At 39.9% G+C, this 22,834-nt stretch carries 20 protein-coding genes and 1 tRNA gene; 7 read left to right on the top strand and 14 right to left on the bottom strand.

The window, feature by feature from the left end:
- Window positions 1–35: 35 nt before the first annotated feature.
- The 4 genes from FOL01_RS01460 to FOL01_RS11175 form a co-directional block, all read right to left on the bottom strand.
- Complete coding sequence (locus tag FOL01_RS01460; RefSeq protein ID WP_075268968.1) at window positions 36–1,370, bottom strand: APC family permease; 1,335 nt, start codon at window positions 1,368–1,370, stop codon at window positions 36–38.
- Window positions 1,371–1,637: 267 nt separating this feature from the next.
- Window positions 1,638–3,065 carry an NADP-dependent phosphogluconate dehydrogenase gene (gene gndA, locus FOL01_RS01455; RefSeq protein ID WP_075268967.1) on the bottom strand — a complete coding sequence of 476 codons (1,428 nt, stop codon included), beginning with the start codon at window positions 3,063–3,065 and terminating at the stop codon, window positions 1,638–1,640.
- Window positions 3,066–3,163: 98 nt separating this feature from the next.
- Complete coding sequence (locus FOL01_RS01450; protein ID WP_075268966.1) at window positions 3,164–3,478, bottom strand: DUF7671 family protein; 315 nt, start codon at window positions 3,476–3,478, stop codon at window positions 3,164–3,166.
- A 120-nt stretch (window positions 3,479–3,598) separates the two neighbouring features.
- Window positions 3,599–3,736, bottom strand: a complete 138-nt coding sequence (locus FOL01_RS11175; RefSeq protein ID WP_165845925.1) for a hypothetical protein — start codon at window positions 3,734–3,736, stop codon at window positions 3,599–3,601.
- A gap of 165 nt (window positions 3,737–3,901) precedes the next feature.
- Between FOL01_RS11175 and FOL01_RS01445 the strand changes: the two genes are divergently transcribed.
- Together FOL01_RS01445 and FOL01_RS01440 are read left to right on the top strand one after the other, a co-directional pair.
- Complete coding sequence (locus tag FOL01_RS01445) at window positions 3,902–4,297, top strand: pyridoxamine 5'-phosphate oxidase family protein (RefSeq protein ID WP_075268965.1); 396 nt, start codon at window positions 3,902–3,904, stop codon at window positions 4,295–4,297.
- A 166-nt stretch (window positions 4,298–4,463) separates the two neighbouring features.
- Window positions 4,464–5,372: a magnesium transporter CorA family protein gene (locus tag FOL01_RS01440; protein WP_075268964.1), complete on the top strand. Its 909-nt coding sequence runs from the start codon at window positions 4,464–4,466 to the stop codon at window positions 5,370–5,372.
- Between the two features lie 255 nt (window positions 5,373–5,627).
- Here FOL01_RS01440 and FOL01_RS01435 read toward each other — a convergent pair whose 3' ends face one another.
- Window positions 5,628–6,827 (bottom strand): homoserine dehydrogenase, encoded by a 1,200-nt coding sequence (locus FOL01_RS01435; RefSeq protein ID WP_075268963.1) that lies wholly within the window; start codon window positions 6,825–6,827, stop codon window positions 5,628–5,630.
- 102 nt (window positions 6,828–6,929) lie between these two features.
- On the opposite strand from FOL01_RS01435, the gene thrC reads away from it, so the two are divergent.
- The 3 genes from thrC to FOL01_RS01420 are packed head-to-tail and all read left to right on the top strand — an operon-like array spanning window position 6,930 to window position 9,727.
- On the top strand, window positions 6,930–8,438 hold the full coding sequence (gene thrC, locus FOL01_RS01430; RefSeq protein WP_075268962.1) for a threonine synthase: 1,509 nt from the start codon (window positions 6,930–6,932) through the stop codon (window positions 8,436–8,438).
- Window positions 8,410–9,315 (top strand): homoserine kinase, encoded by a 906-nt coding sequence (thrB, locus tag FOL01_RS01425; RefSeq protein WP_075268961.1) that lies wholly within the window; start codon window positions 8,410–8,412, stop codon window positions 9,313–9,315. Before thrC ends, thrB begins: the two co-directional genes overlap by 29 nt.
- Window positions 9,293–9,727: an ACT domain-containing protein gene (locus tag FOL01_RS01420; protein WP_075268960.1), complete on the top strand. Its 435-nt coding sequence runs from the start codon at window positions 9,293–9,295 to the stop codon at window positions 9,725–9,727. The genes thrB and FOL01_RS01420 overlap by 23 nt, the downstream gene beginning before the upstream one ends.
- A gap of 138 nt (window positions 9,728–9,865) precedes the next feature.
- Here FOL01_RS01420 and FOL01_RS01415 read toward each other — a convergent pair whose 3' ends face one another.
- The 4 genes from FOL01_RS01415 to leuS all read right to left on the bottom strand — a co-directional run bounded on the left by FOL01_RS01415 (window position 9,866) and on the right by leuS (window position 16,307).
- Window positions 9,866–11,131, bottom strand: coding sequence for an aminoacyltransferase (locus FOL01_RS01415; RefSeq protein ID WP_075268959.1), 1,266 nt, complete (start codon window positions 11,129–11,131; stop codon window positions 9,866–9,868).
- Window positions 11,132–11,468: 337 nt separating this feature from the next.
- A complete protein-coding gene (locus FOL01_RS01410; RefSeq protein ID WP_083603393.1) occupies window positions 11,469–13,478 on the bottom strand; it encodes a putative polysaccharide biosynthesis protein in 2,010 nt (669 codons plus the stop codon).
- 26 nt (window positions 13,479–13,504) lie between these two features.
- Window positions 13,505–13,577: transfer RNA gene (locus FOL01_RS01405), tRNA-Arg, on the bottom strand.
- A 315-nt stretch (window positions 13,578–13,892) separates the two neighbouring features.
- The gene (leuS, locus tag FOL01_RS01400; protein WP_075268958.1) at window positions 13,893–16,307 is read right to left on the bottom strand and encodes a leucine--tRNA ligase; all 2,415 of its coding nucleotides are present in this window, start codon (window positions 16,305–16,307) and stop codon (window positions 13,893–13,895) included.
- Window positions 16,308–16,462: 155 nt separating this feature from the next.
- Between leuS and FOL01_RS01395 the strand changes: the two genes are divergently transcribed.
- Both FOL01_RS01395 and FOL01_RS01390 read left to right on the top strand, forming a co-directional pair.
- Window positions 16,463–17,155, top strand: a complete 693-nt coding sequence (locus FOL01_RS01395) for a phosphatase PAP2 family protein (RefSeq protein WP_075268957.1) — start codon at window positions 16,463–16,465, stop codon at window positions 17,153–17,155.
- Window positions 17,118–17,630 (top strand): rRNA methyltransferase, encoded by a 513-nt coding sequence (locus FOL01_RS01390; RefSeq protein WP_075268956.1) that lies wholly within the window; start codon window positions 17,118–17,120, stop codon window positions 17,628–17,630. Before FOL01_RS01395 ends, FOL01_RS01390 begins: the two co-directional genes overlap by 38 nt.
- Before the next feature lie 72 nt (window positions 17,631–17,702).
- Here FOL01_RS01390 and rlmD read toward each other — a convergent pair whose 3' ends face one another.
- The 5 genes from rlmD to FOL01_RS01365 form a co-directional block, all read right to left on the bottom strand.
- On the bottom strand, window positions 17,703–19,079 hold the full coding sequence (gene rlmD / locus FOL01_RS01385; protein ID WP_075268955.1) for a 23S rRNA (uracil(1939)-C(5))-methyltransferase RlmD: 1,377 nt from the start codon (window positions 19,077–19,079) through the stop codon (window positions 17,703–17,705).
- 64 nt (window positions 19,080–19,143) lie between these two features.
- Window positions 19,144–19,548, bottom strand: coding sequence for a coiled-coil domain-containing protein (locus tag FOL01_RS01380; protein ID WP_075268954.1), 405 nt, complete (start codon window positions 19,546–19,548; stop codon window positions 19,144–19,146).
- Between the two features lie 124 nt (window positions 19,549–19,672).
- The gene (locus FOL01_RS01375; protein ID WP_169823038.1) at window positions 19,673–20,857 is read right to left on the bottom strand and encodes an MFS transporter; all 1,185 of its coding nucleotides are present in this window, start codon (window positions 20,855–20,857) and stop codon (window positions 19,673–19,675) included.
- 233 nt (window positions 20,858–21,090) lie between these two features.
- Entirely contained in the window at window positions 21,091–21,630 is a 540-nt protein-coding gene (locus tag FOL01_RS01370; protein WP_075268952.1) for an NADPH-dependent FMN reductase, read from the bottom strand.
- Window positions 21,631–21,779: 149 nt separating this feature from the next.
- Window positions 21,780–22,832: a 2,3-butanediol dehydrogenase gene (locus FOL01_RS01365; protein WP_075270597.1), complete on the bottom strand. Its 1,053-nt coding sequence runs from the start codon at window positions 22,830–22,832 to the stop codon at window positions 21,780–21,782.
- Window positions 22,833–22,834 lie beyond the last annotated feature (2 nt).

The raw sequence follows: 22,834 nt of genomic DNA, 5'->3' as shown, positions 1-22,834 counted from the left end.
TACCGCGTTTTATAGCGAGTGACAATATACTGATATTACGGTTGTTCGCGTTTATGATGGTAATAGTAAAAGACAGGTAATCCAACCAGTACTAAGGCAATTGAAATGACCGCTCCTGAAAAATCATTCATAATAGTTGAACCAATCACAAATAATGCGCCAATAATTGCCACCAATGGTGTCGCTGGGAACAATGGCGTTTTAAATAAGGTTGCTGGATCAACATCTTTATCTAGTTTTTTGTGACGTAAAATAAAGACACCAAAGAAGGCTGCCGTGTAAAAAATCCAAATAGTAAAGATTGCAATATCTGATAAACGATCCACACCATTAGTGTACAAAACTGCTAAAGTAATCGTCATTAACGAGACCGTCAAAATCGCATTAGTTGGCTCTTGCGTTTTAGGTGTTAATTTAGATAAATATTTTGGGAATAAACCATCCAGTGCCATGGCATAAGCCATTCTTGGAAAGGAAATCATTTTACCATTGAGCGTACCAAGCATAGAAATAATAATCGTGATGCTTAATGCACGGCCACCAAAGTCACCAAAAGCTGTGCGGACCACCGCAAATGTCGCATTATTTTGTAAGGCCACAATTTGGTCAGATGGTAAAGCATGATACACCCCAAAGGAAACGCCGACGTAAGCAACCACAATTAAACTCACTCCGCCAACAATCGACCGAGGTAAATCGCGGCGTGGATTCTTCAATTCACCAGCGATATTCGCTAGTAAAATCCAACCATCATAGGCAAACAAAGTTGCTAAAATCGCCATACCAAATCCGCCACCATGAGAAACAGTGTCTGAAACAGTTTGTCCTAATGCGTTAACCTTCCCAAAGAAAAGACCATAAATAATTAAAATCGCAATTGGAATTAATTTGATCGATGTTGTAATCACTTGAAAACTAGCAGCCACTCGATTTTCAAAGAGGTTAATACCGGCAATAAAAGCAACATAGAGTACGGCAATCCAAGTTGCCGAGCTTGTGGGTAACCCAAGAAAATTAGCCGTCAAAAAGGCTGCATATCCAGCAATTGATGCAATCACGGCTGGTGCATAAATAACTACCTGCATCCAACCAGTCAAAAAACCAGCAACTGGACCATATAATGACTCAATATAACTATACAAGCCGCCAGTCCTGGGTAAACGAGCACCAATTTCTGCAATCGTTAAGCCTGCTGCTAAAGTAATAATACCGCCAGTTAACCAAGCCAATATTCCTAAAGTTGACGAACCAGCCGTTTGTAATACGCCAGCTTGTTTAAAAAAGATTCCTGAACCAATAACTGTTCCAACAACTAACGATAATCCTGACCAAATACCCATTGATCGTTTTAATTCAACTTGCTGTGGCATAACTATTCTCCTAATTAAAAAAATCAACAAAAAAGCAGTCAGCCAATTTAGTAATTGGTTGACTGCTTCGTAAGTTCTCACAGTTTAAGCGTTACAAAAACGCCCAATCACTAATTGTGTTGAGTTCAAACGATTATTATTATTGTTATTAATAAAATCAAACATTTGATGGTCTCTCCTCAATTAATGTACGTTTTTATTTTTCGCTAGACAAATATTAGCATGTTTTAAACTGCAAAACAACATCAATTATCATTGATTATTATTTTAGGCTTCGTCATACCATGAATAATGGTACATTTCACCGGCTGGCTTATCAACACGTTCATAAGTATGTGCACCAAAGTAATCACGCTGTGCTTGAATCAAGTTAGCTGGCAAAACTGCTGAACGATATGAATCATAATAAGCCACTGCCGCTGATAACGATGGCACTGGTACACCGGCTGCGGTTGCCAAAGCAATCACACGACGAGCAGATGCTTGATATGACTCCGCAATCTGCTTAAAGTAAGGTGCTAGCAACAAGTTGTGTAATTCAGGCTTTTCATCGTAAGCATCGGTAATGCGTTGCAAGAATTGCGCACGAATAATTGCACCAGCACGCCACAATTGGGCTAATTCACCAAATGGTAACGACCAATCATAATTGTCTGATGCCATGCGTAATTGGTCAAATCCTTGAGCATATGACATCACCTTACCAAAGTAAAGTGCCTTACGAATATCTTCAGTAGTAGCCGCAATGTCACCATCAAACTCATACTCTGGTCCGGCTAGCACATCAGCGGCAGCCACACGATCAGTCTTTAATGCTGAAATATAACGGGCATAAACTGATTCCGTTATCAATGATTGTGGTGCGCCAACTTCCAAAGCTGATTGTGATGACCACTTACCAGTCCCTTTGTTACCAGCACGGTCTAAGATCATATCAACCATTGGCTTACCAGATCCCAAATCATCATTACGTGTCAAAATATCGGCAGTAATCTCAATCAGATATGAGTCTAGCTCACCCTTATTCCAGTCAGCAAACGTCGTAGCCAAATCATCTTTATCCAACTTTAAGACACGCTTTAAGATGTCATAAGATTCGGCGATAAGTTGCATATCACCATATTCAATCCCGTTATGCACCATTTTGACATAGTGCCCGGCACCATTTGGACCAATATACGTCACGGTTGGCTTACCATCTTCCGGTGCCTTAGCGGCAATTTCTTGCAAGACTGGCTCAACCAAATCGTAAGCTTCACGTTGACCTCCAGGCATCATTGATGGTCCCTGCAGCGCACCTAGTTCACCACCAGAAACTCCCATACCAATGAAGTTGATTCCTGACTTCTCTAATTTATTAGAACGACGGATGGTATTCTCAAAGAAAGTATTACCACCATCAATCAGGATATCCCCCTTATCTAAGTATGGTATCAATTCCTCAATGACCGCATCCGTACCAGCACCAGCCTTTACCATCAATAAAATTCGGCGTGGCTTTTCTATCGATGCCACAAATTCTTTAATTGAATAGCTAGGTACAAATCCTGAATCAGGATGCTTCTCAACCAAGTCATCCGTACGTCCAGATGTACGATTATATAACGCCACTTTGTAACCGCGTGAAGCAACATTTAATGCTAAGTTGCGACCCATAACGGCAAGTCCAACGACTCCAAACTCTGCTGTTGTCATATTTATTATTTTCCCCCTATAATTGACAAAAAACATTCTGTAGCTAATAGTGTAACGCGAGAATCTTAAAAAAGCATTACTTTAATCCAGCAACCAATTTAGTCATGATAGATTGTTAATAATTGTGTTTTCACTTCCTCAGACCCTGAAGTTGTTAAAAAGCGGGCCATCGGTGTAATATCATGTCGATTTTTAAACGCCAATGGCTTGATTGCAACTAACATCACAACCAAATTATTTTCCGTCAAAAATAATTGTCCGGGTTCTTGCAACTTTCCTTTGGTATGTTTACCGATGCGCCAACTATGAAATGCATTCATATCTAGTTGTGTTTCTTTTGGTTCATACTGACCACTATTAGTTTGCGTCATTACCACGCCAACTAATTCCGCTGTTGGATATTTACTTGCCATGCCGACCTCCATCTATGTATTGCGTAGTACTTTCATTATAACAATTTGAATTATTTCTATAAAAAAAAGACTAACGTATATCTACGTTAGTCTTATGGTTCTATCGCTAAATAGATCAAATTACTTTGATTCTAATTCAGCTTTACCCTTAGCCCATTGTTGAATGTTAACAACTTCAGCTTCGCGAACTTTCTTTGAATAGTCATGTGAAACTGGACGACGACGGGCCCATGTGTTATATGGTGATCTAGTTGCCATAATTATTTCCTCCAATTTTGTTATCGATAACTGTTAAAGTATACCGATTTTTATACCGTTAGTCAACTATCAGTATTTACATTCCACCAATTTAAGCCAATAAATTTGATTTTTAAAGCACATCCTCTTATAATTAGTAAGCAATAATTGAAAAGAGGACTTAACATGGCTGAATTAACCGAAGAAATGAAACAAATGCTTAACGAACAGTTACCCTTTTTAGCTACTGCCGATGAAAACGGTATGCCTAAGGTCGGTCCTAAGGGATCACTCCATGTTCTGGACGATACTCACTTAGCCTACTTCGAGCATACCTTCCATCATGCATTCCATAACTTAACTGATAATGGTCGTGCCGCTGTTGCCGTTGCCGATCGTTCTGCACAAAAAGGCTTTCGCTTTGAAGGTCAAGTTCATATTCATGAAGATGATGACTTGGCTAAGGAAAAATTGCCCGACAGTCTATTTGAACGTTTTCCACGTGCTGCTTATGTCATCATTGATATTGAAAGTATTTTCAAATTAGATAACTCATTAGAAGCTGGTACCCAAATCTCTTAAGATTCGAAAAAATTTAACAATGAATATTCAAGTGGTTGGGACAAAATAAATGTCCCAACCACTTTTTGCTAATTTTTTAAAAAAAGCCATCACCAATTAATTATTTCGTTATACTGATAATAACAAAACATACATATGCCTATGAAGAAAGTAGAGTTGATGATAGATGATAAAAGAACAGCAATTATTTTCTAAATGCACGGTATACCATGTTGATGAAATGACCCCTGACGATCGCGTCACCCTAGTTAATCAACATGGTATTCCGAATGAGTTGATCAACTATGCGATTGACCCCTATGAAAGCGCCCGTATGGAATTTGATGAAATCAATCACTATCATTTAATGATATTTGACATTGTGACCCCCATATCAAATCGAGCAACTACTGAGCCTGTGGGGTTTCTATACAAACCCGACCAGTCTACCCTGTATATATTCACCCGTAAAGAAACTGAATACGCCATTAATCAATTGACCAAATTATCTCCAAAAACATTCACACAACCGATTGATATCATCCTAAATCTGACAGAATCATTATCTAGCGAATTTATGAAAGCAATCTTAACCATTAATCGTAAACGTTTATCTATTCAAAGCACGATTAAGTCAACAAAACCAACCCAACCCGCAATTAATCAGCTAATGTCACTACAAACCGACTTGATCTACTTGATTAATTCGTTACAGACGGACGATGTGCTTCTGAAAACACTACAAACCCATGATCAACAGCAGTTAAATACCAAGCAGCTTGAGCGTATTGATGACGTTCAAGTTGAGTTGCAACAGGCATTAGATACCGGAAAACTATCACAAGAAGTCACAAAAAGTGTCGCTAACGCCTTTGACAATGTGGCGAATGCCAACTTGAATTGGACAATGAAACTACTGACAGTGTCATCAATCGTCCTCACCGTACCCACGATTGTTTCGGGATTTTTCGGACAAAACGTTTCACTCCCTTTCACCAATGAATCTGGCGGTTGGTTATATACTATAGTTATTACAATCATTTTAATGGTTATCATTACAGTGATTCTATGGCGATTCGGATTTTTCAAAAAATAAACAGATAACATGCTGGTGCATAGAAAAGAGAGCGAGACAAAAGCCGCTCTGAAGCCGGTGTGTAATGTTGTTTGCGCCATTTTTGGCCGTAGCAAAGCGAAGGACGGGAATGATGTAAATGACATTACACTGAGGCTTCAGACTTTTGGAACGCGTTTAGGCTATAAAATTTACAGCCTTACAATTCATGCATTCTTAGCACAAAGGGTTTGGAACAAATCAATTGTTCCAAACCCTTTTTGTGCTAAAAATAGATTAGTTATAGGCAACTTTCTGTATAGCGCCTTCATGAGATTCAGCAGGTAGATTAACCATCCAAGCATGCGGATCTTTTTCTTGAATATTTTTCATCAAACTATGCATCAAGCCAACTGGGATTTGATGAACTAGCACATAATCACCCACTTGATGCGCATCATAATTACTAAATAATTGCTGATAATTAATTGTTGACCGCAGTAAATAGTCACTTTTCGTTAGGTTCGCTTGAAATGTTAATTGTCGTTCAAAGCCGCGTTTTAAATGGTCTCGACGTTCCACAATATCTAAAATATCTTGAATAATAGCATTAGCAGTTGGTAACTGCCCCGCTCCTTGACCAATGAAATTTAAATCGCCGATTGTTTGACCATGCAGACTAATCAAATTATAGTTTTCACGCGTATTCGCTTCAAATGTATTTCTAGGATACAGTGTGGGCTCGACCGCATAATCAAAAGCATTCCCTATTTGACGACTCTTACCCATTAATTTCACCGTATATCCCTGGCGAGCAAAGGCATTAATATCTGCCGCTGTGATGTTTCGAATACCAAAGACTGGCAAATCCTGACTCGGTGACACAAAACAATCATAAGCAATGTCGCAACTTATGCATAGTTTATTGGCAATGTCCCAACCATCAACGTCTGCACTGGGGTCAGCTTCAGCATAACCAAGCTCTTGTGCCTGACCAAGTACATCTGCAAATGCAGCCCCACTCTGCGCCATACGATCAAGAATAAAATTACTTGTTCCATTGAAAATGCCCTGGATGTGGTCAATATCATCAACCCGCGCAGCACGTTCTATTTCTGAAATCCAAGGTGTACCACCACCCACACTTGATTCAAAATAAAAATGCACCTGATTTTCAGCAGCAGCTTGCGTGAATTCTTCTAAATAACAAGCAATCACAGCCTTATTCGCCGTAATAACATGTTTATGATGTCGTAACGCCGCTAAAATATACTGATGTGCCGGCTCTAAACCGCCTAAAACCTCGACAACCACCTCAACCTCTGGGTCATTAATAATTTCATCAAAACTTGCAGTTGCTTCTGCCAATTGATCTTTTTTATTTTCTCTCACAAACACATATTTTACGTGGAGATTTTCGGTTAGACGATGCACCTGATTAATCATTTTAAATACGCCTGTCCCAACTGTACCAAATCCTAAAATTGCAATATTCAAACTAACCCACCTCCAAAAATATGTTTATTTTATATAAACACTTGTCTTTTTATGATGAACAGATTATCATGATAAATACTAAAAGGCAAGGAGTGATATCAAATGAAAAGAAGATTTGTTAGTACTAGAGGTCGTCAGCAACCAGTCTCAGCTAAAACGGCTGTGAAGCAAGGGTTAGCTATTGATCATGGATTATTCGTTGACCCCAACCTCGGTCAGGAAAAAATCAATTTAACTGAACTACTACCGTTAGATTATCAACAACTTGCGCAAAACATCTTGCATCTTTTGTTGCCAGATTTTACGCCAACCGAGCTTACGCAAGCTGTTCACAACGCCTACTATCAAAATTTTGATACCACTAAAATCACCCCTTTACATACAATCAACGATTGCCACGTTTTAGAACTTTGGCATGGTCCAACCAGCGCCTTCAAGGATATTGGCTTACAACTCCTGCCTCATCTCATGCAGCTAGCCCTAGAGAAAAATGAACATAGTCTCGTATTAACTGCCACGAGCGGCGATACTGGCAAGGCAGCTTTAGAAGGTTTTAAAAACATCAATAACGTTGGCATTGCTGTTTTTTATCCAGAAGGTGGCGTGAGTGATATTCAAGAAAAACAAATGCTAACGACTGCTGGAGAAAATACTAGCGTTGCTGCTATCATTGGTAATTTTGATGACGCCCAACGTCACGTCAAAGAAATCTTTAACAATGACATATTTAAAGAAACATTAGCCAGTGATTTGCACCTTTCTAGTGCAAATTCCATCAATATTGGACGCTTAGCACCGCAAGTCGTCTACTATTTTTCTGCCTATCAACAATTAGTCGAACAAGGAGAAATTGCCCAAGGTGATTTGGTTAACTTCACGGTTCCTACTGGGAACTTTGGCGACGTTTTAGCTGGTTATTATGCCAAGTTACTTGGTTTGCCAATTAAAAAACTAATTGTAGCGGCCAATGCTAATAATGTATTAACCGATTTCTTCAAAACTGGTATTTATGATCGACAGCGACCCTTCTTACATACTGTTGCACCAAGTATGGATATCCAAGTATCAAGCAATTTAGAACGTTTGCTATATTACGAATCAGGATTAGATAGCGCTTATATTGACCAACTAATGAATCAACTAGAGAAAAACGGACATTATCAAATTTCAGATAAACTTTTACAAAATTTGCAACGAGATTTTGCTTGCGGATTCAGTAGTGATCACGATATTCAAACAGCAATCAAAGAGGTTTATGAAGAACAAGGTTATTTAATGGATCCGCACACGGCTGCCGGCTATCATGTAATGCGTGATTATCAGCAACATGATCAAACACCGATGATTTTATTAGCAACAGCCAGTCCCTATAAATTTGTCGAAACAACCGCCCCTGCTATTTTGCCAGATGTTGATAAGGCTTCTAATAGTTTCGATTTAATACAACGATTAGCAGATTATACCAATGCACCTGTCCCAGACAATCTTGCCCGTCTGCACGGTTTACCAATACGACACAAAAACATTTTGTCACCTGAAAAAATGCAAGCATACGTTAAACAACAAGCGGAGGTAATTTTTAATGTTCAAAATCAAAGTGCCCGCTACTAGCGCAAACCTCGGCGTTGGCTTCGATTGTATGGGGCTAGCAGTTTCCATGTATTCAGAATTCTATTTTGAAGCCAGTGATCAACCCCTAGAAATCAGCGGTTGCGACGTTGCCTATCAAAATAATCGTAATTTAGTCTACCAGGCATTTCTGAAAGGTTGTGAATTTCTTCAAGAGCCTACACCTAATCTCAACATAACGATTGCTAGTCAAGTGCCGGTTGCTCGCGGATTAGGTAGTTCTGCCGTTTGTATTATTGCCGGTCTCAAAGCTGCCAGTATCTGGTTCGATAATGCCATTTCAACAACTAATCTGTTAAAACTAGCTGTTGAAATGGAGGGACACCCTGACAATGTGACACCATCGATTTACGGCGGCTTATGTGTCTCGTTTTTAAATGATCAACAGCAACCCGTAGTTGCGCAATATCCGATTTCTGATGAACTAAAATTTGTCGCCCTTGTGCCAAACTATCCCATCAGCACACATGAGGCACGGCGTGTTTTGCCAACAACCATGAATTACGCAACTGCGATTCATCAGGTCAGCCGTTGCACCATGATGACGCACGCATTAGAAACTGGGGATGCTGACTTGTTACAACGCACATGTCAGGATCTTATTCACGAACCTTATCGTGCGAAATTAATTCCAGAATATCAACAGGCCAAACAGCTTGCTGAAAGCGAATATGGTACGATGTATATTAGTGGTAGTGGCTCAACTTTGATGGCAATTATGCCTAACCAGCAAGCCGCTCATAGCCTATTGGTTCACGCCCAAGCGTTGTTTCCACAATGGATAATTTCACCAGTTCAAATTGATAAAAACGGTGTACAAAGTGAGGTAATAAACCGTGGAGAAGTATTATATCGTTGACAGTTCAATCTTGCCGGATTCTTTTGGTAAAGTTATTGAAGCACGCTTACTACTAGAAAAAGGCGTTGTTACACAAGTCAGTGAAGCGGTCAAAAGAGTCGGTATCAGTCGCGGAACATTCTACAAATACAAAGATTTAGTCTTTTTACCTGACGAAAATATCGGTCACCGTAAAGCAATTATCTCGTTCCTACTGGAAGATAAGAGTGGCTTATTAGCTCAGGTGTTGCAAATAACTTCTGCGTCTGGCGCAAGCGTGCTAACGATTAACCAAAATGTCCCTATTCACGATGTCGCCAGTATTGTTATTTCATTAGATATCAACCAAATGAACCAGACTTTAACGGCATTGATGCAGGAAATTCAAACAATTTCTGGCGCAAGTAATGTTCATTTAGTAGCTATGGAGTAGCCATTGAATACTGCGAGTGCGACAAAATTTATCACAGTTAAAAAGAGGTTGAGACTTTTTTGTCTCAACCTCTTTCGTATTTAGCACATATTAATGATTTTCACCGGATAAACACATGCCAAAACACCTTTTGTTTCACTACCCACGGGCTAGTATTTTCTTTAAGAAGTGATAGATGGCATATTTTGGACCATTAATTGGACGAACAAACGAACCAACCTTTTCTTCTGCATGGCCAGAAAATCCTTGCTTAAATCCTAAGACACCATCGGAACCATCAAACACACCTGAAATACCATAAAAATTGTAATGTGGAATTTGGCGCTTTAATGCTTGTTCAAAGGCATATTCTTGGACAGCATATGGTCCGTAGAAGTTTTTATACTCATCATAAGTACCTGAGTACAAATAAATCATTTCATTAGCCGTGGCTAAGAACAACGCACCGGCAATAGTGACAATATCCTTACCAGCTCGCTCATGAGCCATCTTCGCTTGTGTAATCCGCTTTTCATGTTGCTTATGTTGATCAGCATACTCTGCACGTTGACGCTTTAACTTTTTATAGTTAGGTTTCTCAGCAATTCTTGCATCAAGATTTGCCACAACTTCAGCTAAATGATCACGTGCTTGTTGTTGGCCCTTGATGTATGCCGGAAAATTCATTTCTGCAAAAACAAAATAGGCATCATCCCCATACTCATCAAAAACTGTTTGATAAAAATCTAAGTCCTTATCATGATAGTTTAAGCGATTTGCTGTGTCTTGTGTTAATGCTTTGAAATCAGGTAAGTCAGCCTTACTTAACCGTCGCACCTGGATACCAAATTGATCTGTCTTCTTCAGATAGTACTTACCATCTTTCGCTAATGATGACCGTAAAGCTTTTTTAGTATCTTGCGCTTCCAAAATTGGTTGTAGTGACTTTACATATTGCCATGAAGGCGAAGAATTGGTTGTCCATCCCTTAGTAGCTGGCGTATGCTCGAAACCAATGCGTGTCAAAGCATCAATAACTGTGCTCTCCGTATCACCAATTTGCTGGCCTTCATCATCAAAGCGCCGATAAATTGCATTCGGCATGATTCGCAAAAACAAACCGTGACGTTCTTTTGCAAATGCCATCACACCTTCAACAAAATCCTTTACCAAGTCTTGGTTACTAAAGTCAATTAGCATCCCACCATCAATTTGGAACAGATTACCCATTCGTACAGGAATCCATCCCAACACGGCGGCTGCGACTACTTGGTTATCTTCAACCAAGCCAACCAAGCTTGTTTGCCAGCCACGACGAGCCAATAAGCGCGCTTGTGCTGCTGTTTGCAAATAGCTACCAGCAGGGTGTGCTTGTGCAAATGACTCAAACTGTTCTTCTGTTAATTCTTTAAATGAACGTGTCATAGTTAACCCATTTCCTTATCTTATTTTCTATTACTTTGAATTATACGCTATCCATCTTAAATTTTGGAAAATAACTGAACAATATCGTTTTCCACACCCAAGTAAACTTGGCGGTACTTCAGCGACCGTCGCCATCATGCAGTTTTTAATATGTTTAGCGAAAAATTTGTTTTATTTTATATTAAATTAGACCGTACCAGTGGAAAAAGACAGAATAATCCCACCCTTTTCCACCTTTTATCCACAGAAAATGCAAGTTTTGCACAGATTTTTCCACAGAGTTAATCAAAAAAAGTTGACCCCAATAATTGAGATCAACTTTATCCTAATGGCACGATTACTTTAAATGCAATTTCTTTGCTATCCAAACGGCACGTGGACCTAAGATAGCTTCGCCGACGTGTGTCTTCAGTACGGCAATACCATAAATGGCGGCACCAATAATACCAGCGATTGTTAAATTCAATAACTGGAATAACTTGGTATCTGGTATAAATAGTCCCAGTGTATAAGAGACCGGTGCGACAATCACGTACATCACCAAACTCCAGAATAGGATAACCATAAAGGTATTATTAAACGATGCCCAATCAATATGATATAGACTTGATAGGTGGCGAATAGCCACAACCATACCGACCAAGAAAGCAATCGTTGTTGATACAAGTGGTCCCATACCTTGCAACCAAATCGTTAATGGTACTTGCAAAATAATTTTAATGGCAAATATAAAAACAAGTAATTTAACTGTATAACGCAATCTACCCAACCCTTGATAAATTGCCAATACGACCATATATAAGCTTAAGAAAATAGCTGAATAACTAGCGAATTGCAAAATCAAGGTACCATTCGTCAAATCCGACGTCCGGTAGAACAGAATATAAAGTGGACGTGCAATTGCAACCATCCCCAAAACTGCTGGTACCATAACAAATGCTAGTAGCTTTAAAGCAAATTGGATTTGACGACCAATATTTTCTAAGTTACCAAGCTCTCTTGCGCGTGCCAACATTGGCAGGGCAGTTTCTGCCATCCCAACGGCTAGTGACACAACCAACATGACTAACTTATTAGAATTAAAAGCAAATTGGGCATACATTGCTTGCATTGCATCATTCGAAATATTCGTAAATGCTCGGATAATTCTAAAGAACGTATATTGATCAAACACTTGAACTAGTGAAATCGCTGAACCGGCAAAAATAACAGGTACCGATTGTCGAGCCATTTTTATCAAGACAGCTCGAGCATCAAAGTTTTGCGTTTTAACAGAATGACGACGTTGTTCTGCAAAGAACCGACGGCGCATCACGATACCTAGTAACAGTACCAGAATACCAGCCAATGCTCCCCAAAAGGCAGCAAATGTTGACTGGACCGTCGCATCGACCCAATCACCATGATGACCAATCATAATCCAATAGGTCAGAGCTAGCATGTAGATAACACGTACTAATTGTTCAATAAATTGCGACCACGCTGACAGCCCCATAAATTCGAATCCCTGTACGTATCCTCGTAACATCGACAGGATCGGGATAATAACTACCGCAGCTGACAAAGCGTGAATGACTCGTACGACGTTTGGATCACCTTGAGATAGCAATCCGGCCGACAAGTATAGAACAGCCCCAACAACAATTCCTAGAATCGCTCCTAAATTGATAGCCTGCCGAAAGACATGCCGAACAGCATCAAACTGTTTGGAGGCACTGTACTCTGCGACTAGCCGGGCTAACACATTAGGTAATCCAGCTGTCGATATTAATAAGGCAACACTATATATTTGGTAACCTTGTGAGAACAATGAATTGGCAAGATTATAATAAACATTCCCAATCATCGCAATCCACGGAATAATATATAAGGCCCCTAATAATCTAGATGTCAGATTACCAATAGTCATCCAAGCTGAGCCACGTAACATACGCGACTTAGCGGCCGTCTCTGTTTCTTCAGGTTGACTATCTGACGTATCCGCTTCACTCGTAGTTACTTCTTGCTTAGGGTTAGGGTCAACAAACGGCCTTTTTTCGATACCCGTGGCATTATCACTCGTTGGTGTTGGAGCATTCGTTTTTGGAGCAACCGTATCTGGAACTTCATGCACCTTAAATGTTGACACACCATTCGGCCGTACTTTGACTTCTGTCACTTGCTGATCAGAAACAATATCATCTTCTGCTACTGTATCTTCAACAGATGTTTCGTCTTCACGTTCTTCAAAGATTTCATCAATTTTCTTACCGTTAAGTAATTGATTTAATTCATCAAAACTAATGTCACGCCGAAACGGCGACGTTGACGAGCCTTTTTTTGATTGGGGTGATTTATCGTCAGCCATGTCACTTCCCCTTCCTAATATTTCGATGACGCTACACAGACTCGAACTGTGATCTAAGACTTAGGAGGTCCTTGTTCTATCCTGTTGAACTATAGCGCCAATGACAACCTAGTAACCTATTATACACAAGAAAACCCATTGTTTGTAGATGTTTTTCTACAAATAATGGGTTAATGATTAATCAATTCGTGTTGACCATTGTTTTAAAAACGGCACCGTCGCAAAGATTTCCGCCCACTCTAACGACTTTTTGCTAACGTTTTAGGCAGTTCAACATACTAAACGGCCGTCTCTACAAAAATGCTATAAAAAGTAGAGGCTGAAACAAAAATGTTCCAGCCTCCGCGTACTCAGAATAAAAAGCATCTAAGTATTAATTATTTTAATTGTATTAATTCGTACATTTCACTACTGTTATATCACAAAGTTAATCAACTTACCGGGCACAACAATTACCTTCTTAGGCTCTGCACCATCTAGTTGCTTTTGGACATTTTCATTTTGCTTGGCAGCAGCAGTGATGGTGTCACGATCAGCATCCGCAGCAACGGTAACATGACCACGTAGCTTACCATTAACTTGAAGAATCAATTCAACTTCATCAGCAACTAATGCTGATTCATCATAAGTTGGCCATTCTGCGTATGCAATTGATTCATCCGCATGCAAATAGCTCCACAACTCTTCAGTCATATGAGGTGCAATTGGGTTAAGCAACTTGATAAAGCCTTCAACGTAAGCCACTGGCAAACTATCTTGCTTATATGCTTCATTAACAAAGATCATCATTTGAGAGACCGCCGTGTTAAAGTGCAAGCTCTCATAATCTTCAGTGACCTTCTTAACAGTCTCATTATAAACTTTATCTAACTTATGCTCATTGATCGTCGTAATGTGATCACGTAACTTATCGTCATCATCAATGAACAAACGCCATACACGATCAAGCCAACGACGTGATCCAGCTAAGCCATCTTCAGACCAAGCAATCGATTGATCCAAAGGTCCCATAAACATTTCGTACAAACGTAATGTATCAGCACCGTATTCGGCAACCACATCATCAGGATTAACAACATTACCCTTTGACTTTGACATCTTCTCGTGGTTTTCACCAAGAATCATACCTTGGTTAGCCAACTTTTGGAAAGGCTCCTTGGTATGCACAACACCTAGATCGTACAATACCTTATGCCAGAAACGTGCATACAACAAATGTAGCACGGCGTGTTCGGCACCACCAATATACAAGTCGACGTTCTGCCAGTATGATTCTGCTTCTGGTGAAACGATTTGCTTTTCATTGTGTGGATCCATGTAACGTAGGTAATACCATGATGAACCCGCCCATTGTGGCATCGTGTTTGTTTCACGTTTACCCTTACGACCATTTTCATCAACAACATTGACCCAGTCTTCTACGTTAACCAAAGGTGATTCACCGGTACCAGAAGGCATAATATTGTCGACATCTGGCAAAAGCAATGGTAGTTCTGATTCAGGAACTAGTGTTTGCTCACCATCTTCCCAATGGATAACTGGAATTGGCTCACCCCAGTAACGTTGACGAGAAAAGATCCAGTCACGTAGACGATAATTGATCTTCTTTTGACCAGCATCATGCTCTTCCAGCCAATCAATCACCTTTGTGATTGCTTCTTCCTTACCCAAGTCATCTAGGAAACCTGAATTAATGTGCTTGCCATCGCCTGTGTAAGCTTCTTTGGTAACATCGCCACCTTCAATAACTGGACGAATAGGCAAATCATATTTCTTAGCAAAATCATAATCACGTGCATCATGAGCAGCAACTGCCATAATTGCACCAGTTCCATATGAAGCTAAGACATAATCACCAATCCAGATAGGCAATGCTTCACCATTAACCGGGTTAATGGCATACGCACCAGTGAAGACACCAGCTTTATCTTTGTTCAAATCTGTACGTTCCAAATCTGACTTAGAAGCAATTTCTTCCTTAAAGGCGTCAACAGCAGCCTGCTGATCTGCACTAACAATTGAATCAACCAATTTGTGCTCAGGTGCCAATACAAGATACGTTGCACCAAACAAAGTGTCGGCACGTGTCGTAAAGACTTCGATTTCGTCATCAAAGTCTTGCACCTTAAATGTAACTGATGCCCCAACAGAACGTCCAATCCAGTGACGTTGTTGTTCTTTAATTGCATCTGGCCAATCTACATCGTCTAAGTCATCGAGCAAACGATCCGCATATGCAGTAATCTTTAGTGCCCATTGACGCATTGGCACACGATAAACTGGATATCCACCACGTTCAGTCTTACCATCAATGATTTCCTCATTTGAAACAACCGTTCCACCATTATAATCTGGTGCCCAGTTGACCATGATTTCGTCTTCGTAAGCAAGACCTTTTTTGTACAATTGCTCAAAAATCCATTGCGTCCACTTATAATATTTTGGATCAGTCGTGTTCACTTCACGTGACCAATCATATGACAAGCCAAGCGATTTCATTTGGTGACGGAATGTCTTAACATTCTTAGCTGTCACTGTCCTTGGATCTTCACCAGTTTTAATGGCGTACTCCTCAGTCGGCAAACCAAAAGCATCAAATCCCATCGGATGTAAGACATTATAGCCTTGCATACGCTTCATACGTGACACAATGTCTGTTGCAGTATAACCTTCTGGGTGACCAACGTGTAACCCTTGGCCAGAAGGAAATGGAAACATGTCCATTGCAAAATACTTTTCCTTATCAGAAACATTTGATGTTTTAAATGTCTGATGTTCATCCCAAAAATGTTGCCATTTTTTCTCTACTAATTTGTGTTGATATGCCATGATTGATAACCTCACTTTAATAATCTTACTTTATCAAAAAAAGACCGAGCTTTCAATATTCATCAAGGATTAAACCAATCAATTATTATTCATATTTTCGGAACATTTTGTGCTAAACTAATTAAATGAGAAATGATTGAGAAGGAGGGATTCAAATGAGGCGTCTAAGAAAATTCGATTATCTACAAATAGCTGCCGCTTGCACTGGATTAATCATTTTTATCGTCATGGCGGTTGGCTATGTATATCACCTTGGCTATATTGACTGGCTAGATCAATTTGGGTTCCGCTACCTTCGTGAACCACTGACTCCAGAAAGGTCTTGGTTTTTTCGTAATATTACACGTGCCGGAAATACCAAATGGACAGCACTCGTCATGGTAGTCACTGCAATTATTGCCTTATTGATTCGCAAGTTAGACGTGGCTATATTTATGATTGTCAATGTTGGTGTCTTTGGTTTAGGAGTCATGTCACTGTTTAAGCATCTATTTCACCGACCACGACCAGCGATTTACCACGTTATCGAACAATCAGGTTACTCATTCCCATCAGGACATGCGCTGAATGCTATCTTGTTATATGGTTCATTGATTGTTTTGGTACACTATTACCTAAAATCTGAAGATAATATTCGTTACGCCTTTATGACCTTATTTGCAGGATTAGTTATTGCTATTCCTGTTAGCCGTGTTTACTTGGGTGTACACTATTTCTCAGATGTTCTGGCCGGTTTTGGTTTAGGAACTTTCTTATTAATCATGTCTAAAGAAATAATTTTTAAATATCGCACACGAGAGGTTTTCGAAAATGCGCTCAATTCAAAATCTAGTACAAATATCACTTAACGAATATCTGGCCCCCGGCGACGTCGCAATTGATGCAACCATTCGTCACGGTGATATCACCCGCTTCTTAGCTAGTCGAGTTGGTGATACTGGTAAGGTCCTATCTTTTTCGGACTCAAAGTCTGAAATCGATGATGTCGCAGCTTCCCTATTTTTAAGTGGTTTAAATGAACGTGTCGATCTAATTAGCAAAGGATTTACTAATATCCCCGCTTACTTGGATCCAACTGAACCCATTGGCGCAGCCATTTTTCAATTAGATGAGCAAAGTAGCGCGTCTGATGTTCAAACAGTTATTAAGTCCCTACTAATGGTTTTAAAAACAGATGGTTTGCTATGCTTACTTAGCGAAGATAGCGATTCACTACTAGCTATTAAAAGTTACTTAGCAAAATTACCTGACACTTCATATAGCGTTTCTTATTATCAAGACGTCTTAACGCAAAGTAGCGCCTTGGTCGTACAACGCCATTAATTATTGGAGCGAGCAAAACAAAATCAACTAGAAAAGCGGTTGGAACATTAAAAAATGTTCCAACCGCTTTTTTTAATTATTTGGTTCAAAAACTGTAACCACTTCAACATGGGCCGTTTGAGGGAATTGATCCAATGGTTGCACATCCCCTTTAATGTGGAAGCCTTGGTCAATCAAGTATCTCGCATCTCGAGCCATCGTGGCCGGATTACATGATACATAGACAAAACGATCAGGGCGCATTTCAGTCACTGCATCAAGTAATTCATTAGTTAAACCACGGCGAGGCGGATCAACAAAAATAACATTAGCATGCATACCTTCTTGTTGCCACCTGTGCATCTGTTCAGGCGCGTCTGCCGTAATAAAGGTGGTGTTCTTCACCTGATTATTCGCTACGTTCTTTTGCGCATCAATAACCGCCCGTTCAATAACTTCCACACCAAGTACTTGCTTTACCTGACTAGCAACTGTTAACCCAATCGTTCCGATACCAGAATAGGCATCAATAACCGTATCAGTTGGCTTTAACTCGGCCTTTTTAGCAGCTAAAGCGTATAGTACTTCTGTTGTTTGTGGATTTACTTGATAAAATGAATTTGGTCCAATTTCAAATTCAATACCAAGCAACGTATCATGAATGGCATCTGCCCCCCATAGCGTCCGATTATCACCTGACATTAACAAATGTAACGCTCTGGGATTGTGATTCAAAACAACGCTACGAATGCCTGGCACAACAGTCGCAATTTCATTTGCGATGGCATCTTCATCCTTAATGGTTGCTGTTTGTGCAACTAAAACAACCATTAATTCATGACTATAGTAACCGCGACGAACCATAATATAGCGCATCTCGCCTTGTTGGGTCTCATCACTAAAGACAGATACATGGTGTGCGTTTAAAATATCACGGACGGTCCCAATTGTTTGATCAATCACCGGATCGTTCACATAGTAGTCACTCAAAGGTAAAATTTCTCCGGGCGTCCGTCGTTTAATGAAGCCAGTGACTAGTTTATCCCCATCACGTTTAATAGGTACAACTGTTTTATTACGATAGTGGGTTGGGTTTTCCATGCCAATCGTTGGCGCAATAGTCGCCTCAATACCTGCTGCTCGATAGAACTTTTCTACCTGGAACTGCTTTAACTTTAATTGTGCCTCGTAGCGCAAATTAATATAGGGCGCAATCCCAACATCCAATAGGTAATCCTTGCCAGTCTCCACACGATCTGGTGATGGTTCTACGACCGCAATCACTTCAGCGCGGGCAAACTTTCGATTAACTTGTGTAATTTCAAAAGTGACCGTTTCATCAAGAAATGCATTGGCCATGTGAATAGGATAATCATCCAACATCACAACGCCAAACCCATTGTAGCGAACATCGATCACCTGCCCCGTCAGTTTTTGTCCCAAACGTACAGGCATGATTATATGGCTCATTTTATTTCTCTCATTATCTTTAGCATTCTTTTCCCTATTATACTAGTTTATTGGTTGTAGGCAATTAATCAATTGGACAACCAATCAGACGACAAAGTTGTTGCACCATCCAAATCATACTTGGCAATGCTACACTCACACCAATCAACCATTTAAAAAAGCGCATATCTGCCACGATTGTTTTCAGACCTACCTTAACTTCAGCCATATCCAATTTCAATTCTTGGACATCCTGTTTTAAGTCACTAACATCGCGCTTTAGATAGCGCACATCTATCTGTAACTCTGTCACACTGACCTTTAAAATTTGGACATCACTTTTTAAATCAGAAATTTCATGATTGTAATGAACACTTTCATGCTTTAAAGATGCCACGTCTTGTTGTAAATGTTTAAAATCATCATCTTTGAATGACATAAAATCATCTACGGTCATTAAGCTATGCACTTCTAATTCTGCTGTAGCCATGTTTTTCCCTCGTTTCGTGACTAGTAAAATTTATTGTACCAAAATACTTTCAAGGACATAGACGTACTTTTATACGTATAAAAAAAGTTGCGTTAGCCAAAAGACCTCCGCAACAAATGATTACTTATTCAAAAATGGTTTCATCACGCTCAACAAACCACATTAAGCCAATAAAAATGATGATGGCAACGGCCATGACCGTCGTTTGCAAAAACCAGCTATCTAACTGGGCGAACAACACACCATAAGCCCAAGGTGCTCCGGCAGCAATTAAATAGCCACCCGTTTGTGCCATACCAGATAGTGCTGAACTTTCCAGCGGACTACGCGTTCTAATGGCATATGAAGTTACCATGTAAACAAACACAGCGGTTCCTCCCAAGCCAATAAAGCTCGTTACAATCAACCACCAAATCAAGCCAGCTTGCGTATTATACATCATGATGATTGCAATCAGCCATAAACTAGTTGCCCCAGTCATAAAGCGCACCCGTTGCTTATAGTTAGATCGCTCTAAAAAGCTAGGTACCCACATTGACGCTGGAATACCAATTAAGGACATCACACCAATCACCCAACCAGCTTGCGTGGCTGATAATCCGGTACGTTGAGCAACTGTCGGTACCCAAGCGATACTGGTATAGAAAACTGCCGATTGAATACCGGCCATGACTAGCATTGCCCAAGCATATTTATTACGCCATGGATGGACTTGCTCTGTTTTATTATCAGCTTGCTGCACACGCTTATTAGCAGACAAATCAACATTCACATACATATGCAATATCCACGTCACGACAACCAACAAAACAATTACCGAAAGGAATACGACTAGCATTTGCCAACTAAACGTTTTGGTAATTGGTACCGCAATGATTTGAAAAATCGCCGTCATTAAAGTCATGGTTGTACTATACAATGATGTATAAGCCCCAATTTTGTTGGGCGTAAATTTAACTAATGTTGCCGGTAACAAAACATTAATAAAAGCAATACCAATTCCCACTAAAATTGTACCGACAAATAGCATTGAGGCGCTGGCAACACGTAAAAGTGAACCCAAAAGCACCAATAGTAATGCCCCTAACAAGGTCTTTTCCATACCAAAGCGCCGTGTCACATAACTCGTGGTTGGCGAAAAAATTGCAAACGTTAATAAAGGTAAAGTTGTTAGGATACCAAGTTGACTAACTGGTAGTCCAAATGAATGCGCAACATTATCAATCACGACCGGTATTGTTGTAAATGTTGCCCGCATCACAACACCTAATAACACAATACTCAGTGTAAATACCCACTTTTTTCTCATCTCATTCTCCTTCAAATAAATTCCACTCACAACCATATAACAAAATGAGAAAAATAAAAAGAGAGAGCGTGGAAAAAGTCGTTTTGAAGCCGGTGTGTAACGCGTTTATGCTATAAACTTTACAGACTGATAATCAACACATTTTTAATACAAAAAGAGGTAGACAATTGTTTTGTCCACCCCTTTGACAGTTATTATAACTGACTTAATGATTTACATTTGAAAATAGTTGCTTACTTTGTTGCAAATTCAGCAAATTGTGCACCAACGCCAGCCAAGAATCCCTTTGTATCTTCGTTAGTAATCTTACCATCTTCATTAGCAAGAGCCATTGTGTTACCAATGTACAATTCAGGTTGGTGCATGATCTTCATATCCAAGAAGTCCAATGAGTTACGTAATACATGGTGTGCAACAACACCGGCAATGCCAGAAATTGATTGTGAAGCTGGCAATACTGGCTTACCTGCCCAAACACTTTGTCCCCATGGACGAGAAGCAACGTCCAAGGCATTCTTTAATGCGGCTGGAATGCTACGGTTGTGCTCTGGCGTTACCATAATAAATGCATCTTGTGCCTTAACGGCTTCACGGAATTCAGTATACTCAGCAGGAGAAGCTTCATCGTAATCTTGGTTGTACAAAGGCAACTTTGCAATGTCCAAGTATGTCACTTCAGCATCTTCAGGCAAGCCGGCAACCAATGCTTCGGCAACACCCAATGAGTATGAGTTCTTACGAATTGATCCAATAATTACACCATATTTTGTCATATTAAAATTCCTTAAATCATTTACTATGTACAACTTATATCTCGTTATCACTATCTTAACTTACTTTTTGGAAGTTGTAAACACCTATTTTTTATAAGTAATATAAAAAGCCAGAACATTTTATCTGTTCCAGCTTCATTATTTAAAAATTAATTTTCTTTAGTCAAGTCAATCAAAATCTTAGCTTGTGACTTGTCTGTTGATAAGCGATCAAATCCTTTTTCAACAACGTCATCCAAACCAATGATATCTGTAATAACTGGCTCAACATTAATCTGACCTGAGCTAACTAGGTCAACAGTTTGTTGGAAGGTCTCACGTGAGTATGCAATGGTTGATGTCAACTTAACACCAGCATTCATTAATTGCATTGGATCAAATGAGATTGGGTGGGCAAAGATTGAAACAATCACTGCTGTTCCACGAGCCTTTGTCACATCAATTGCTTGTTCAAAAGTAGGTTGTACACCAGCAACTTCGAATGATACGTCTGCGCCGCCACCTAAAATTTCACGGACAGTTGCAACTGCGTCATCAACTTCACTAGGGTTTACAACATCAGTTGCTCCCATCGCCAATGCCTTTTCCAAACGAACAGCCGATAGATCAACTGCCACAATCTTAGTTGCACCAGCAGCCTTAGCAGCAGCGGCAACTAACACACCAATTGGTCCAGCACCAAAGATGGCAACCTTCTCACCAAACTTCAAGCCACCCTCTTTAACAGCTTGTACAGCAACGGCAGTTGGCTCAATCGTAGCAGCCAACTTTAGTGGGAACTCTTCTGGTAATGAATATAAGTTGCCCTCTGGCACATTAACATGCGCAGCGAAACCACCATTACAGCTCAAACCAATAAAGCTATAACCATCATAAACATCGACGTCATCTGGTGATTCCCCATGTGTAACCGTTGGATTAACTGAAACATGATCACCGACTTTATAATTTTTAACATCCTTACCAACTGACTCAATGACACCTGAGAATTCATGTCCCATAGTAACTGGTGCTTCACCACCAGTTAATTCGTCAACCTTATCAACCGGAATAAATACAGGACCCTCTAAGTATTCGTGCAAGTCACTACCACAGATTCCGGCATATGCCACACGAATAACGACTTCATCATCTTTTGCTGGTTTCAAGTCTACATCTTCAACACGAATATCCTTTACGCCATGCCATACTGCTGCCTTCATGT

The organism is Weissella thailandensis (assembly GCF_001932615.1).
Taxonomy (GTDB): Bacteria; Bacillota; Bacilli; order Lactobacillales; family Lactobacillaceae; genus Weissella; species Weissella thailandensis.
The sequence above is the reverse complement of the archived record's forward strand: the minus strand, read 5'-3'. Positions and strand labels throughout refer to the sequence as shown.